Raw genomic sequence first — 14,842 nt, 5'->3', positions numbered from 1 at the left:
CGGCTGGGGATCAACGCTGTCGGGGGATCAGTTCGGTGCCGGTCTCGATGAGACGGGAAATGGTGTCCGGCAGCTTCTCCTGATCTGGATCGTGATGGCGCCCCTCCCGATGTCGACGGAGGTTGTGGCCCATGATCGCCGCCATCTTGAGACGGCCCAGGGCGTCGAACCAGGTCAGATCGGGCAGCTCGACTCCGGCGTCCCGTGTGTAGGCGGCCACGAGGTCGCCGGCGGAGGGGAGGCCGGCGACCTCGCGTCCCACACCCGGGAAGTTGGCCCCGTCGGCGAAGACGAGGAACCATCCGAGTTCGACGCGGGGGTCTCCGATGCTCCAGATCTCCCAGTCGATGAGGGCGACCGGTTCGGGGCCGGCCGAGATGATGTTGCCCAGGCGGTAGTCGCCGTGGACCAGAACCGGATCGATCGCCTTCGGGATGCACCGGGTCAGCAGTGCGAGCAGTTCCTCGCCGCCGTCGACCAGTTCGGCCGGCACCGCGCGCAGCGTGCGAGCCCAGCGCTCGAGTTCGTCTGCGGGAGAGAGGACATCACCGGTGTCGGGGATGCGTCGGTAATCCACGGCGTGCAGTCGGGGCAGGATCTCCGCAGCCCGCAACATCCGGGCGGCAGCGAGATCGGGGAGCACCGGCGGGTCGTCGAGAACCGGTTCCAATGACTCGCCGGCCACGAGTTCCATGGCGAACCAGGCCGGCTCGTCGCGGTCGATCTGCAGGACCTTCGGCACCGGTACGTCGGTGTCGGCGAGCGCGGCCAGGATGGCGGCCTGCCGCATCATGTCGTGGCGGCCCACCGACCGCTGTCCCTCGGGTACCGCCTTGACGACGAAGTTGCCGCCGTCGGTCTCCACCCGGTAGGTGAGGCCGGAGTGACCGCCGGGCAGGGTGGCGAACGACGTCACGGCCAGTCCGTGTGCCGTCCGCAGTCGGGTCGAGACGCGCTGTTCCAGAGAGGTAGTCGTGTAGAGGGTCACAGTCGCGGTTCCTTCGGGAGTCCGAGCACGCGCTCGGCGATGATGTTGTGCTGGATCTCGTCGGTACCGCCGGCGATGCGATAACCGGGCGCGCCGAGTACGTGCTCGGTCCATGCATATCGACCCCATCCGCCGTGATCGGCGACCAGTTCGGGTCCGAGTAGTAACCGGACCACCTCAGAGGTACGTGCCATGGTGTCGGTGGCGAGGAGCTTGCCCATCGACGCCTCGGGACCCGGTTCGGCCCCACTCACCATTGTCTGCGCGACGCGCATGCCCGCGATGCGCTGGACGAATCCCCGGGTGACGAGGTCGGCGACCCGGTCTGCTTCGAAGTCGGTCAGAGGCCGGCCGAGCTGCCGGGCCAGTTCGACGGCCCGATCGGCGTTGGCGAGACCGAGACCGGCACCGTCGAGTCGCTCGGCGGCCAGGACGGTCAGGGCAACCGGCCAACCCGAACCGATCGGCCCCAGTCGGTGCTCGTCGGTGAGTCGCACGTCCTCCAGGTAGACCTCGTTGAACGACGTACCGCCGGTCATCTGCCTGATGGGCCGGACGGTGACCCCGGGTGCGTCCATCGGAACGAGAAAGACGGTCAGTCCCTTGTGCTTGGGGGCGGCCGGATCGGTGCGGCAGACGGCCACCCCGTAATCGGCGACGCGTGCTCCGGAGGTCCAGACCTTGTGTCCGTTCAGAACCCAGGTGCCGTCGCGTGCGACCGCCCGGGTGCGGACCGCCGCCAGGTCCGAACCGGCCTCGGTCTCGGAGAAGAGCTGGCACGCTATCAGATCCGTGCGGAGCATCGCCCGGACGAAACGGTCCTGCTGGTCGGTGGTTCCCCACTGCGCGATCGTGGGGGCGACGAGTTGTTGGGTGACCGAGAACATCTCGGTCCGACGCGGGACATCGAACTCCTCCTCGACGGCGCGGAAGGCGAGCTCGTGGGCGACCGGCAGGTTCTGGCCGCCGAATGTCTCGGGCCAGGTCAGCGCGCCCCATCCGGCGTCGAACTTCGCCTTCTCGTAGGCCGCGACCGCGTCGGTGTGCGCTCGTTCCTCCGCTGTGGTCCAGTTCTCGAAGACCGCGACGGAGTCGCTGCCCTCGCCCCACCCGGTGTCGGTGGTCGGCGAGGCGACGGTGCGCAGCCACGTCCGGGCCTCGGCGGTGAAGGTGGCCAGGTCGGGGAGGGTGGTGGTCATCTCGATCCGATCGCGAGTGCTGTGGTTCAGACGGTGAGCACAGTGCAGGCACTGATGCCCGGTGCCCCGTAGACGTGGGTGAAACCCACCTTCGGCGCTCCGGGTACCTGACGGTCGCCGCCGTCGCCGCGGAGCTGAGTGACGATCTCGTGGATCTGACGCAATCCCGACGCGCCGATCGGTTCACCGTTGGCGATACAACCGCCATCGGTGTTCACCGGGAAGGCACCCCCGATCTCGGTGCGCCCCTCGGTGATCCACTGCTCCTGCGCACCATGTTCACAAAAGCCGCACTCGGCCATGTGCATGATCTCGGCACCGCTCTCGGTGTCCTGGAGTTGCGCGACATCGACGTCGCCGGGAGCGATGCCGGCCTGTTCGAAGGCGGCGGTCGCGGCATCGGCGGTGACGCTGACCGGTTCGCCCGTGCCCTGCACGGCCGGGCTGAAGACCTCGAACGATCCGAAGCGTCGTGTCCGATGGCTGATCGCGCGGACCTGCACGCCACGGGCGCCCAGGCGGCGGGTGGCCTCGGCGCTCGCGACGACGACCGCCGCGCCACCCTCACCCGGGGAGCAGAACATGTATCGCGTGAGTGGATCGTTGACCATCGCGGCACCGGCGATCTCGTCGGCGGTCATCGGCTCCCGCCGCCACGCGTTGGGGTTGAGTGCGCCGTTGCGGTAGGCCTTTTCGGCGACCTTCGCCAGCGTGGGCGGGGTGATGCCGTATATGCCCATGTAGCGTGCGATCTTCGAGCCGAAGAACTGCGTGGTGACCATCAGGCCCGCGTCGCCGTAACCGTCGTCGAGGCCCCATTCCGCGGGCATCGGATCGAACGCGCCGCGTGGGTGTTTGTCGAAACCGACCGCCAGTGCGATGTCGGCCGCGCCGGACCGGATCGCGTTCACGGCAGACACCAAGGCGCTCCCGCCGGTGGCGCAACCGTTCTTGACGTTGGTGAACGGAATTCCCGTGAAACCGAGTTCGGCGACGAGGGTGTCGGCCAAACCGGCTCCGTCGCTGCCGCCGAAGGCGACCTGGACGTCGGGCCAGGAGATCCCGGCGTCGTCGAGGGCGGTTCCGATGGCGGTGACGGCCATCTGCCGGCCACTCGTCCCGGGCTGGCGTCCGAACTTCGACAGCCCGGCGCCGATGATGTTCACGTCGCTCATCGGGTCTCCCCTTCCTGGATCGTCGCGTCAGCCGATTCGTCCGCGTGAACGGCGAAACGGGGTACGGGTTCGGTGGCGATGAGAACGGCAGGGGCACCCATGAGTCCGTCGAAGGTCTCACAGTCGAGGATGCCCGCGACGCGAATGCCCTCGGGCAGTTCGACATAACCCATCGCGAAGGGCGAGAAGCCCTCGGGTGGGGGGACATACGGAGGCGACTTCGGTGCGAACCGCTGGACCGTGTAGGTCCACACCGTGCCCTGGGTACTCAGTGCCCGGGGCGCCGCCGTCGCGGTCGCGCACCGCGCGCAGTGCGCGGTGGCCGGGAAACCGACTGTGCCGCAGGTACTGCACTCGGAACCCATGAGTACGCGATCGTTCTCCGTCATGTCCCTCCCATCCGTTCCGTCTCGAGAAATCAGTCGGCCGAACCGGTCAGCGACCGACCCACTTCGGCTCACGCTTGTTCAGGAACGCGTTGACGCCTTCCTTGGCGTCCTCGGACTGCAGCGCGTTGCCGACCGCGAGGTGCTCCATGACCATGAGCGACTGGATGTCGGCGTCGAGACCACGGTCGATGGTCATCTTGGTGAGCTTCATCGCGAACGGGCTCTTGTCGATGAGTGGCGCGATGAAGTCGGCCTCGAGCTGGTCGAGCTCGGCAGCCGGCGCCGAGGCGTTGATCAGGTTCCAGTCGGTCGCCTCTTTGCCCGACAGCAGCTTGCCGGTGAGCATGAGCTCCTTGGTCTTACGGATGCCGATCATGCGGGGGAGGCGGTAGATCGGGCCTGCGCCGCCGAACAGCGCACGGCGGATGTGGAAGTCGCCGATCCGGGCGTCGTCGGCGGCGATGGCGAAGTCGCACGAGATCATCAGCTCGAAACCGCCGGCGGTGACGTAGTCCTCGAGGACCGCGACCGACGGGGTGTTCATCGAGTACAGGCGGTCGCACACCTTGGCCGAGAGCACGGCGACGTCCATGGCGTTGGTGGTGCCGACGAAGTCGCTGAGCAGGATGTCGAGGTCGAATCCGGAGCAGAACTGGTTTCCCTTGCCGCGCAGGACGAGTACGAGCAGATCAGGGTCGTTGTCGACCTCGACGATGATCTCGTCGAGACGGTGCAGCAGCTCCGGGGTTACGGCGTTCTTCTTGTGCGGGCGGTTCAGCCACACGCGGGCGACGGGACCGTCCTTCTCGAGGATGATGTGGTCGGTGTCGATCATTGAGTTTCTCCTTGACGGACGAGCAAGTTGAACTGGATTCACTTCAGTTTTATCGGCCGAGCAGGGTGGAAGTCAACACTCGACACCGGAAAGCCTACTGAACTAAGTTCACTTTATGACTGTGATCGAAAAGTACTACGCCACGGTCGACAGCGGGCGGCTGGAGGATGCGATGGCCCTGCTCGCCGCCGACGTCGAGTTCACGATGGTCCTGCCCGGTGGCGAGAACCGCGGCCGTGGCCGCGACCGCATGCTCGAGTATCTGCGCAATCGGCCACCGGTCAACCGCAAGCACGTCGTGCAGCGGACCGCGGGTGACCGCGATCTCGAGTTCGCCCAGGGCAAGGTGACCGAGAACGGCAGCCTCACAACGGGTTTCTTCGTGGGTGTCATGCATCTGGACGGCGACGGACTCGTCGCCCGCTATCAGGTGACCTTCAGTCCGGACTTTGCCCTGATTCCCGATGAGCAGGAGGAACGATGACCACCGCCCCGACCCCGACTCTCGCCCGCTGGTTCGAGTACATGGATTCCGATGACCCGGACCGCGTGCTCGGCATGATCGCCGACGACTTCGTGATGTCCGTGCAGTTCTCCAAGGGGGGCGGGGAGTCCGCCGAATTCGTCGGGGACCGGGCCGGCCTCGTCGGCTACCTCGCACAGCGGGAGAAGAGCACGCTGGTCCACAACATCGATGTCGGCGTGACCGAGGCCGGTCACGAGATGGTGCTCGGCCGCACGACGAGGAATGGCGCCTTCGAGGCATCGTTCTCCGCCATCGCACAGGTCGACGCCGCCGGCTCGGTGCGTCGGTTGCTCATCGCGCGTACTCCCGAGGTCTCGTTCGGCTGAGTTGTCCGTCGAAGTGCCCCGTGTCCGCCGTCGTGTGGGCGCGGGGCACCTCGCGTTCTCGGCGGGTGTCCTGGTCACAGACTCGAACACGTTAGTGATTGACATCACTTGCATATCTCACTAAATTGCAGAACTGAGATCAGTTCAGTTCGGTCCGGAGGGGTTCACATGAGTGTCGTCCTGGTTCATGGAGCGGGGATGGGGAGTTCGTGCTGGGACCGCCTCGTCCCGTTACTCGACGGACCGGCGGTTGCCGTCGATCTCCCCGGCCGCGGCCGGCGAGCTGACATCGACCTGCGCGGGGTGACCCTCGGCGACTGCGCCCAGGCCATCCTGGACGACGTCGACACCGCCGGGCTCGACGACGAGATCGTCCTCGTCGCGCATTCGTTCGCCGGTGTGTCGGTGCCCAGGGTCATGCCGGTCCTCGCGCCACGGCTGCGAGCGGTCGTCTTCCTCTCGGCCGTCGTTCCGCCGGATGGCACCCGCGTTCTCGATCAGATCGATCCGGGCGTCCGAGAAGCGGTTCGGGCATCCATCGGTGACGGCATCTATCACCAGGACCGGGCCGCGGTAGAGGCGATGCTCTGCAACGACATGGATGCGTCCCAGACGGCGTGGACCGCCGAGCAGGTCGTCGACGACTCGGCGGCGCTGCTCGAGGAGCCCGTCGACCTCGGTGGCCTGACCGCGCCGGTCGCCCGCACCTACATCCGCCTGACCGACGACCACTGCTACACACCTGATCTCCAAGAACGGTCGGCCGCCCTTGTCGGCGGCGACGTCGCGCACCTCGACTCCGGGCACATGGCGATGGTGTCGATCCCCGAACAGCTCGCCGATCTGCTGAACCAGATCGCCGGTCGGCGAGCCACCACCGATTCCACGGCCGACGGCCGCACGAAAGGTATGTGAGAGATGAAGAGCCTGAAGAGAATGACGGCGGTGGCCATCGCCGCGGCGGCGGCCACCGTGCTCGCGGCCTGTGGTGGGGGTGGCTCCGGCTCGAGTGGACCCGTCGACGGAACCTGGGAGGACGTCGTCGCGGCGGCCAAGGAAGAGGGCAGCGTCATGCTGTACTCGAGCCAGAAGCCGGCGAACCTCGAAGCGCTCAAGACCGCCTTCACGCAGAAGTACCCCGAGATCACCCTCGAGTTCGTCCGCGGTACCGACCCGGACATCAACCCGAAGGTCGAGACGGAGAACAAGACCGGTAAGGGCATCGCCGACGTTCACATGCTCACCGACGCGGCGTGGATCGACACCGCCGCCGAATCGGGTACCTACTCCACCGATCTCGTGGGTCCGGCCCTCGACGCGCCCGACTACGACCGCGACAAGAGCGTGATCGCCGACAAGTTCGCACTCACCAGCGCCGCCGTGTTCGGCCTGGGGTGGAACACGAATGCCGTCCCCGGTGGTCTGAAGTCACCGCAGGACATCATCGATCCCGCGTACCGGGGCAAGATCGGCGTCGTCAACCCGACCGGAATCGCGTCGTATGTCGACATGTACCGCTACTACGCGAGGACCTACGGCGAGGACTACTGGCAGCAGATCGCCGAACTCCAGCCGCGGGTGTACCCGAGCGCGCTGGGCGTGGCGCAGGCACTCACCTCGGGTGAGATCTCGGTGACACCGTCCGTGCAACCCCTCGTCACCGAGGTCGAGGCCGGGGCCCCCGTCAACTGGAGTCTCCCGGAAACGCCCTGGGGCACACCGTGGTACACCCAGGCGCTGTCGGTCGCACCGCACCCCAACGCGGCGCAGGTGCTCGTCGACTTCATGATCAGTCGAGAGGGACAGGTGGCGCTCAACTCCGGGTACGCCGCCGTGCTCCCCGACATCCCCGGCGCCGTCGCCCGCGCCCAGGACATCGCGCTGCCCCAGACGGCCGACCTCACTCCGGACAAGGTCCGTGAGTACTCACAGGACTGGGCCAAGGAGTTCCAGCCGTGACCTCGGCCGACGACTTCCACGGCGCGGGTGTCCTCGTCACCGGTGCCGCGAAGGGTATCGGCGCGGCGACGGCGGCGCTGCTCGCCCAGCACGGGGCCCGCGTCTACCCGACGGACGTCGACTCGGTGACCGGGGTCGCATCGGCCGCGGAGTACGGTGCCGCCGAACGCTTCCGGGTGCTCGACGTCCGCGACGAGGACGCCTGGGAAGCCGTCGTGGCCGATATGGCGGCCGACGGGGCGCCGTTGCAGATCCTCGTCAACTCGGCGGGCGCAGCCATCAAGGCGCCGCTCGCCGAGACCACACTCGACGGCTTCCGGCACATGCTCGAACTCAATCTGGTCGGGACGTTCCTCGGCGTGCGCGCCGCGGCCCGACACATGCGGCCCGGCGGCGCGGTGGTGAACATCTCCTCGCTGCGCGGCGTGCTCGCCACCGCGGAACTCGGCGCCTATGGAGCGTCGAAGTTCGGTGTGCGGGCGCTGACCCGGGTCGCGGCGATCGAACTCGCCGACAAAGGAATCCGCGTGAACGACGTGTGCCCCGGCAGCATCGAGACCGAGATCACCGCGGTGCCGGACTTCGCGTCCGACGACGTGGACAGCTACGTGCGCAGCATCCCGATGCAACGACGCGGATCGCCCACCGAGGTCGCCGAGGTGATCCGGTTCCTGGCTGATCCGCGCAGCAGCTACATCACCGGCGTGGACCTGCTCGTGGACGGCGGCACCGGGGCCGGCGTCCGCACCCCGAAGAAGAATGCGGAGAGTCTGACGTGACATCACATTTCGCGGTATCCGGACTGGTCAAGAAATACGGTGACAACACCGTCGTGGACGATCTGGATCTGCCCATCGAGGACGGCGAGTTCCTGGTCCTGCTCGGACCGAGCGGGTGCGGCAAGACCACGACGCTGCGTTGTCTGGCCGGCCTGGAGACGCCGCAGGGCGGTACCATCAGCTTCAAGGACCAGGTGGTCTTCGATGCCGAGCGCAAACTGAATGTTCCTGCGCACAAGCGCAACATCGGGATGGTCTTCCAGTCGTACGCCCTCTGGCCGCACATGACCGTACGCAGGAACATCGGCTACCCGCTGAAGGTCCGCAAGATGCGTGACGCGTTGCGGGACGGCTCGGTCGACGAGGCGGCTCGCATGGTCGACTGTGAGGGTCTCCTCGATCGCTACCCGTCGCAGCTCTCCGGCGGACAGCAGCAACGAGTCGCCGTCGCCCGCGGTCTGGTCTCTCGGCCCGACCTGGTGCTGTTCGACGAGCCGCTGTCCAATCTGGATGCGCGGCTTCGTGATCAAGTGCGCTCGCAGATCCATCAACTGCACCGGCAACTGGGCTTCACGGCGGTCTTCGTCACCCACGATCAGTCCGAGGCGTTCGCCCTCGGTGACCGGATCGCGATCATGAAGGCGGGCAAGATCGAACAGTACGACGAACCCGACCAGGTCTTCGAGTTCCCGGTGTCGGAGTACGTGGCGGCGTTCATCGGCATGTCGAACCGCATCGAACTGCGTCGTGGGCAGCGTGGCTGGGAGACGACGAAGGGCGACGCCGTCGATCTGTCGCGCGCCGTCGTCCGGGGCGTACCCGACCGCGGGACCGAAGCGGTGGCCCGTCTGCGGCCTGACGATCTGCTGCTGCATGTCGGCGAGAACGAGGTCCCCTCCGGAAACGTGTTGTTGCACACCGAACTCGTCGACCACGAATACGGCGGTCGCTACTACGACGTGACCGTTCGCAGCGGTGAGGACACGCTCATGTTGCGCACACCGGCCGGTGAACACGGCAGCACCCTGAAGAAGAGCCGACCGGGTGAGAAGATGATCGTGAGTTTCGCGCCGTCGGCGCTGCGGGTGTTCGCCGACGAGGCCGGCGCGACCGTCGACCGGGTGTCGAACTCGGCCAAGACGCGTGCCACCGGGCGGAACGACGCGCCGGTGATCGAGGCAGAACGCGCGGGGTCGCCATCATGACCGCGACCGTCCCGGCCGGGCCGATGGCGTCGGAGTCGATGCGTTCGTTCACGATTCCCGCCCACTGGCGCGCGCGGATCGGCTACTTGGCGCTCCTCGCGCTGCTCGCCTACCTCGTCGTGCTGCCGATGATCAGGCTGCAGGCACTCGCCTTCGAGAACGGTGCACAGGGGTATCAGAGCCAATACGGGCGATTCGACATCGGTGAGACGATCCGGACCACGATCGCGCTGGCGATCGGGTCGCTCGTGATCGCCATGGTGCTCGGGACCCTGCTGGCCTTCGCGGCCAGCAGGTTGCCGGCCCGGATGGGGTTCCTGAAGATCGTGCCCATCCTGCCGATCGTCATGCCCGCGGTGGCCAACATCGTCGGCTGGGCGTTCCTGCTGTCACCGGGCCCCGGGTATCTCAACGTCCTGTTGCGCAAGCTGCCATGGTGGAGTGGGAGCGACAGCGGTCCGATCGACGTCTACACCGTGCCGTGGATCATCATCCTCACCGGCTTCGGCTTGACCTCCTTCGTCTACCTCTTCGTCAGCGCGGGGATGCAGAACATCAGTTCCGAGCACCTCGAGGCGGCGCAGGTCAGCGGATCGTCGACGATCGGTGTCTTCTTCCGGGTCGTGTTGCCGCTGCTCCGCCCGTCCCTCATCTACGGCGGCGGGATCGCTCTGCTGCTCGGGCTGGGCCAGTTCACCGGCCCGCTGTTGCTCGGCCAGAACACCGGCGTCAACGTCCTGACGACCGACATGTACCGGCGTGTGTCGGAATCCCCGTCGGACTTCGCTGCCGCCGCCGCGGCCGGCTCTCCGCTGGTGATCCTCGGGATCGCGGTCGTCCTCATCCAGAAGCTGTTGCTGGGCAACCAGAACCGTTTCGTGACCCACGGGGGCAAGGCCTTCGCGCCGAGTGGCGGCCGTGCGCGCTGGGCGACGGCGACACTGGTGATCTACGCCCTGGTCGCCCTGGTGATCCCGCTGGTCGGACTCATCATCGTGTCGCTGACCCCCTACTGGTCGGGCGCGTTGTCATGGAGTCTGTTCACACTGGACAACTTCCGCGAGCTCTTCGCCACCACGGCGGTGATCGAATCCGTGGTGACCAGCGTGGTGACCTCGTTCGGCGCGGTGCTGATCTGTGTGCCGATCGGTTACATCATGGCCAATCTCCTGGTGCGGGGCAGGCGCTTCCGGGTCCTATCCCTGACCGGTGACCTGATCACCGCGCTGCCGTTGGGTATCCCCGCCGTTATCTTCGGCGTCGGATTCCTGTTGACCTACACCGAACCGCCGCTGATCCTGTACGGCACCCGTACCGTGATCGTCCTGGTCTATGTGGTGCTCATGTTGCCGTTCGCCACCCGCATGCAGATGACCGCGATGCTCTCACTGGGCAATGCCTACACCGAAGCATCGGCCACGAGCGGTGCGTCACCGATGGTGACGAACCTCCGGATCATGTTGCCGCTCATGCGCCCTGCGATCCTCTCGGCGGTCGCGCTGATGTTCATTCTGTTGACCCACGAGTTCGCCGCCTCCTTGCTGGTCCGGGCGTCGACGACGCAGGTGATGGGCACGCTGCTCTACGACATGTGGCAGAACGGCTCGTACCCGCAGGTCGCCGCGATGGCTCTGCTGATGACCGCGGTGACCACGGTCGGGGTTGGTGCCGCGATGGTCGTCGGTGGCCGCAACGTCCTGAGCAATCTCTAGGAACGGAGACACATCCAGATGAGCGTGGGCACGTCACGCCTGGCGGGCAAGGTGGCGCTGGTGACCGGCGCCTCGGGCGGGATCGGCGTCGAGATCGTCCGCCGACTCGCCGACGAGGGGGCCGCGGTGATGATCACCGACGTTCCCGGTACACCCGGGGACGAACTGAGGGACGGCCTCGGCGACCCGGACCGGCACGCGATCGCCGACCTGGACATCGCCGACGAATCCGGTTGGGAGAGAGTGGTGGCCGAGGCGGGTGAACGCTTCGGCACCCTCGACATCCTCGTGAACAACGGGGCCATCGGCAGTCTCGGTAGCGTCGTCGACGAGACACTCGACAACTACCGGCGGGTTGTCGACATCAGTCAGACCGGCACATGGCTCGGTATGAAGCACGCTGGTGCACTGATCGAGAGTTCCGGCGGTGGGTCGATCGTCAACCTCTGCTCCATCCTCGGAAGCGTTGGCGGACTGGGAAACAGCGTGGCCTATGCGGCCGCAAAGGGTGCGGTGGCGACCATGACGAAGAACGCCGCGCTCCACTGGGCGAAGCGGGGCGTTCGCGTCAACTCCGTGCACCCGGGGTTCATCGGCACCGAGCAGCTCCGGCAAAGGTACGAGGGCACGGAGAGGTACGCGGCGATGGTGGCGAACACTCCGATGGGGCGACTGGGTGAGGCTGCGGATGTCGCTGCCGCAGTGGCATTCCTCGCCGGGGACGATGCCCGCTACGTGACCGGGACCGAATTGTTCGTGGACGGTGGTTGGACATGCGCGTGAAGACACTGGTCGGAACGACGATGGCGGCCGTCGTATCGATGGCGATCGCCGCGTGTGGCTCGTCGTCGGCCCCCACCGGCCCGGTCGAGGGTGACTGGTCCGAGGTGGTTGCGGCCGCCGAGGACGAGGGCAGCGTCTTCCTCTACTCGACGCAACACCCCGACAACCTTGCGAAACTGAAGACCGCCTTCGAGGCCGAATACCCGGGCATCACGCTGGATTTCGTCCGAGGGACCGACGTCGAGATCAATCCTCGCGTGGAGACCGAGAACCGGACGGGCAAGGGCACGGCGGACGTGCACATGACGTCCGATCCGGCCTGGATCACCACCGCCGCCGAATCGGGCACGTACTCGATGCCGGTCGTGGGCCCCGCCTTCGATGCTCCTGCCTACGAACGCGATCGCAGTGTCCTCGACGATCGGTTCTTCCTGGTGAGCGCTGCTGTCTTCGCCCTCGGGTGGAACACCACCGCACTGCCGGGAGGTCTGCGGACACCGGACGACCTGCTGACGGAGTCGCTGCGCGGGAAGATCGGGGTCGTCAACCCGGCTGGATTCGCGGCCGTGGTCGACGAGTACCGGTTCTTCGACGAGAACTGGTCTCCCGACTTCAACAGCCGCCTCGCGGCGCTGCAGCCGCGCGTCTATCCGAGTGCGCTCGGTGTCGCGCAGGCGCTGAACTCCGGCGAGATCGCGGCGACACCGATGGTGCAGCCACTGGTCCGGGAGCAGGCGGCCGGCGCTCCGGTGGGTTGGGTTCTGCCGCAACCGGCTTGGGGGACCCCGTGGTACAGCCACGTGCTCACGTCGGCGCCGCATCCGAACGCCGCCCAGGTTCTCGCCGACTTTCTGGTGACCGAGAAGGGGCAGACGGCGCTGTCCACGGGATATGGATCGGCTCTGCCGAACATCCCCGGGGCGGTCGCGCGGGCGCAGGACATACCGCTGCCCGACACCAACACCCTGACGGCGGACTCGGTCTCGCGATTCCAGCAGGACTGGCGCGAGCAGTTCATGCCGTGACGTCGCAGACTACCCCGTTCCCGGAACTGTTCAGTCCGCTCGCACTGGGGGGCACCACACTCAAGAACCGCCTGGTGGCGCTGCCCGCCGGCACCAGCCTGGTGCAGGAGGGGATTCCCGGCCACGGTGACGTCGAGCATTTCGAGCGGCTTGCCGCGGGCGGCGTCGGGATGATCGTCGGCGGGGCGACCGTCGTCCATCCGACCACGACGCTTCGCTCGCGAAAGCTGGTGGAGGCCTACCAGGAGGCCGTCATCCCCGCGACCGCAGAGAAGGTCAAGGCGGTACACCGTCACGGCTCTCGGCTGGTCACCCAGCTGGTCCACCTCGGGCGGGAGTTCATCGGTGGTGAGTCCGACTCACCCCCGGTAGCGCCGTCGCCTGTCAAGACGGTCCGCGACGCCTACCCACCGCATGAGCTCACCATCGGCGAGATCGAGGACATCGTCGAGGGCTGGCGGGTGTCCACGGAGAACCTGATCGCCGCGGGGGTGGACGGCCTCGAGGTCCACGCCGCGCACGGATACCTGGTCGCACAGTTCATGTCTCCGCTGACGAACCGTCGGAGCGACTGCTTCGGTGGATCATTCGACAACCGCATGCGCTTCGGACGGATGATAGTGGAGGCGATGCGCTCGGCCATGCCTGCGGGCAAGATCCTCGGCGTCCGGCTCAGCGGGGAAGAAGAGATCCCCGGCGGTATGACGATCGAGGACTGCCTGCCCATCGCCGAGTTCTACGCCGGGCTGGGCATCGACTACCTGAGCATCACCCACGGCACGCGAGGTGCGTATGTGAAGGACTCCACCCAGCCCGATGCCGTGGCGGTTCCCTCCGCCTCCCGTGTGCGTGCGGTGACGGGGCTGACGACACTGGTGGGACAGCGGATTCGCGATGCGGCCACTGCCGAGCACATCGTCAAGCACGGCCATGCCGACCTGGTCGGCATGGCTCGCGCGCTGATCGCCGACCCGGAACTGCCGAACAAGTCGGCCGAGAACCGACTGCTCGAGATCCGCGGGTGCCTCGGAGTCAACCAGGACTGCCGGGCGTTCGATCCACACCTGCACTGTGCGGTGAACGCGGAGGTCGGCCGTGGCCGGCATCGGCAGGCGGGGGTCAGGGCGCCGGTGACCAAGGACGTCTACGTCATCGGCGGTGGCCCGGCTGGACTGGAGGCGGCGCGCGTCGCTGCAGAACGGGGGCACCGCGTTTCTGTCTTCGACAAGGACACCGCACTGGGCGGATCGGTGCGCGTCGCGGCAGCCGCGCCGCACCGCAGCACATTGATCGATGTCATCGACTACCTGGGCAACGAGATGCGCCGACTCAAGGTCGAGGTGAACCTCGCCGCCGGTATCGACGCCGACGACTTCGCCGAGATCCGTTCCATCGCAGACCATGTCGTGGTGGCGACCGGTTCTCGGACGGCGCCCGCACCGGAATGGCTGGACGGACACCCGACCGCGACCGTCGACGAGGTCATCATCGGCGATCCGGCGGGGATCTCGGCGGGCGAGGCGGTCGTCGTCGACGACGGCGACGGCTTCTGGCCGGCGTACAACGCCGCCGAGGCACTGGCTTTGCGCGGATGGCAGGTCACACTCGCCACTCCGCTCACCGCGCTGTGTTCCCGGGTGCCCGCCGAGAGCGTCGGTCCCCTGCTCAGCAGGCTCGGTGACGCCGGAGTTCGGCTGCGGGTGGCGCACGCCGTCGTAGCCGGATCAGATGGGAGATCGCCACTGCTGCAACCGGTCTTCGGCGGCGAGGCCACGGCTCTCGACGAGTCCCTGATCGTCTGGCACGGGCCGCGGCAACCGGTACTCGACCTGGGGGTCCACGCCGCCGACGAGACGATCGACCTCGTCGGCGACTGCGTGACCCCTCGCCGTATCGGGCATGCCATCGCCGAGGGCTATCGCGCCGGTTGTGAGATCTGAT

General features: G+C 67.1%; 15 protein-coding genes. 10 read left to right on the top strand and 5 right to left on the bottom strand.

Annotation, left to right across the window (positions count from 1 at the left end; translation table 11 throughout):
• Positions 1–10: 10 nt before the first annotated feature.
• Genes ABIC25_RS13740 through ABIC25_RS13720 form a run of 5 tightly spaced genes read right to left on the bottom strand, consistent with a single transcriptional unit; the run spans position 11 to position 4,586 of the window.
• Entirely contained in the window at positions 11–988 is a 978-nt protein-coding gene (locus tag ABIC25_RS13740) for a phosphotransferase family protein (RefSeq protein ID WP_354561873.1), read from the bottom strand.
• On the bottom strand, positions 985–2,187 hold the full coding sequence (locus ABIC25_RS13735) for an acyl-CoA dehydrogenase family protein (protein WP_239402318.1): 1,203 nt from the start codon (positions 2,185–2,187) through the stop codon (positions 985–987). The genes ABIC25_RS13740 and ABIC25_RS13735 overlap by 4 nt, the downstream gene beginning before the upstream one ends.
• 26 nt (positions 2,188–2,213) lie before the next feature.
• Positions 2,214–3,362: a thiolase family protein gene (locus ABIC25_RS13730; protein ID WP_064570470.1), complete on the bottom strand. Its 1,149-nt coding sequence runs from the start codon at positions 3,360–3,362 to the stop codon at positions 2,214–2,216.
• Positions 3,359–3,751: a Zn-ribbon domain-containing OB-fold protein gene (locus ABIC25_RS13725; RefSeq protein WP_354561871.1), complete on the bottom strand. Its 393-nt coding sequence runs from the start codon at positions 3,749–3,751 to the stop codon at positions 3,359–3,361. Before ABIC25_RS13725 ends, ABIC25_RS13730 begins: the two co-directional genes overlap by 4 nt.
• Positions 3,752–3,797: 46 nt before the next feature.
• Complete coding sequence (locus ABIC25_RS13720; RefSeq protein WP_064570468.1) at positions 3,798–4,586, bottom strand: enoyl-CoA hydratase/isomerase family protein; 789 nt, start codon at positions 4,584–4,586, stop codon at positions 3,798–3,800.
• Positions 4,587–4,701: 115 nt separating this feature from the next.
• On the opposite strand from ABIC25_RS13720, the gene ABIC25_RS13715 reads away from it, so the two are divergent.
• From ABIC25_RS13715 to ABIC25_RS13670, 10 genes are all read left to right on the top strand, one after another.
• Positions 4,702–5,070, top strand: a complete 369-nt coding sequence (locus ABIC25_RS13715; RefSeq protein ID WP_064570467.1) for a nuclear transport factor 2 family protein — start codon at positions 4,702–4,704, stop codon at positions 5,068–5,070.
• Entirely contained in the window at positions 5,067–5,438 is a 372-nt protein-coding gene (locus ABIC25_RS13710; RefSeq protein ID WP_354561869.1) for a hypothetical protein, read from the top strand. The genes ABIC25_RS13715 and ABIC25_RS13710 overlap by 4 nt, the downstream gene beginning before the upstream one ends.
• Before the next feature lie 168 nt (positions 5,439–5,606).
• A complete protein-coding gene (locus ABIC25_RS13705) occupies positions 5,607–6,353 on the top strand; it encodes an alpha/beta fold hydrolase (protein WP_354561867.1) in 747 nt (248 codons plus the stop codon).
• 3 nt (positions 6,354–6,356) lie between these two features.
• Entirely contained in the window at positions 6,357–7,397 is a 1,041-nt protein-coding gene (locus ABIC25_RS13700) for an ABC transporter substrate-binding protein (RefSeq protein ID WP_064570464.1), read from the top strand.
• Positions 7,394–8,176 carry an SDR family NAD(P)-dependent oxidoreductase gene (locus tag ABIC25_RS13695; protein ID WP_354561866.1) on the top strand — a complete coding sequence of 261 codons (783 nt, stop codon included), beginning with the start codon at positions 7,394–7,396 and terminating at the stop codon, positions 8,174–8,176. The genes ABIC25_RS13700 and ABIC25_RS13695 overlap by 4 nt, the downstream gene beginning before the upstream one ends.
• The gene (locus tag ABIC25_RS13690) at positions 8,173–9,381 is read left to right on the top strand and encodes an ABC transporter ATP-binding protein (protein ID WP_354561865.1); all 1,209 of its coding nucleotides are present in this window, start codon (positions 8,173–8,175) and stop codon (positions 9,379–9,381) included. The genes ABIC25_RS13695 and ABIC25_RS13690 overlap by 4 nt, the downstream gene beginning before the upstream one ends.
• A 23-nt stretch (positions 9,382–9,404) precedes the next feature.
• Positions 9,405–11,093 (top strand): ABC transporter permease, encoded by a 1,689-nt coding sequence (locus ABIC25_RS13685; RefSeq protein WP_064570545.1) that lies wholly within the window; start codon positions 9,405–9,407, stop codon positions 11,091–11,093.
• Positions 11,094–11,111: 18 nt separating this feature from the next.
• Positions 11,112–11,876, top strand: a complete 765-nt coding sequence (locus ABIC25_RS13680; protein ID WP_239402309.1) for an SDR family NAD(P)-dependent oxidoreductase — start codon at positions 11,112–11,114, stop codon at positions 11,874–11,876.
• Positions 11,867–12,901 (top strand): ABC transporter substrate-binding protein, encoded by a 1,035-nt coding sequence (locus ABIC25_RS13675; protein WP_064570460.1) that lies wholly within the window; start codon positions 11,867–11,869, stop codon positions 12,899–12,901. Before ABIC25_RS13680 ends, ABIC25_RS13675 begins: the two co-directional genes overlap by 10 nt.
• Positions 12,898–14,841, top strand: coding sequence for an oxidoreductase (locus ABIC25_RS13670; protein ID WP_354561864.1), 1,944 nt, complete (start codon positions 12,898–12,900; stop codon positions 14,839–14,841). The genes ABIC25_RS13675 and ABIC25_RS13670 overlap by 4 nt, the downstream gene beginning before the upstream one ends.
• Position 14,842 lies beyond the last annotated feature (1 nt).

This window comes from Gordonia sp. PvP123, assembly GCF_040547295.1.
GTDB classification, from domain to species: domain Bacteria; phylum Actinomycetota; class Actinomycetes; order Mycobacteriales; family Mycobacteriaceae; genus Gordonia; species Gordonia terrae.
This window is presented reverse-complemented; position numbering and strand designations above follow the sequence as displayed.

Excerpts from the sequence above, each read along its gene's own strand:
- ABIC25_RS13685 (WP_064570545.1), top strand. The coding sequence starts at position 9,405 with ATGGCGTCGGAGTCGATGCGTTCGTTCACGATTCCCGCCCACTGGCGC.
- ABIC25_RS13720 (WP_064570468.1), bottom strand. The coding sequence starts at position 4,586 with ATGATCGACACCGACCACATCATCCTCGAGAAGGACGGTCCCGTCGCC.
- ABIC25_RS13725 (WP_354561871.1), bottom strand. The coding sequence starts at position 3,751 with ATGACGGAGAACGATCGCGTACTCATGGGTTCCGAGTGCAGTACCTGC.
- ABIC25_RS13700 (WP_064570464.1), top strand. The coding sequence starts at position 6,357 with ATGAAGAGCCTGAAGAGAATGACGGCGGTGGCCATCGCCGCGGCGGCG.
- ABIC25_RS13705 (WP_354561867.1), top strand. The coding sequence starts at position 5,607 with ATGAGTGTCGTCCTGGTTCATGGAGCGGGGATGGGGAGTTCGTGCTGG.
- ABIC25_RS13680 (WP_239402309.1), top strand. The coding sequence starts at position 11,112 with ATGAGCGTGGGCACGTCACGCCTGGCGGGCAAGGTGGCGCTGGTGACC.
- ABIC25_RS13710 (WP_354561869.1), top strand. The coding sequence starts at position 5,067 with ATGACCACCGCCCCGACCCCGACTCTCGCCCGCTGGTTCGAGTACATG.
- ABIC25_RS13675 (WP_064570460.1), top strand. The coding sequence starts at position 11,867 with ATGCGCGTGAAGACACTGGTCGGAACGACGATGGCGGCCGTCGTATCG.
- ABIC25_RS13715 (WP_064570467.1), top strand. The coding sequence starts at position 4,702 with ATGACTGTGATCGAAAAGTACTACGCCACGGTCGACAGCGGGCGGCTG.
- ABIC25_RS13730 (WP_064570470.1), bottom strand. The coding sequence starts at position 3,362 with ATGAGCGACGTGAACATCATCGGCGCCGGGCTGTCGAAGTTCGGACGC.
- ABIC25_RS13735 (WP_239402318.1), bottom strand. The coding sequence starts at position 2,187 with ATGACCACCACCCTCCCCGACCTGGCCACCTTCACCGCCGAGGCCCGG.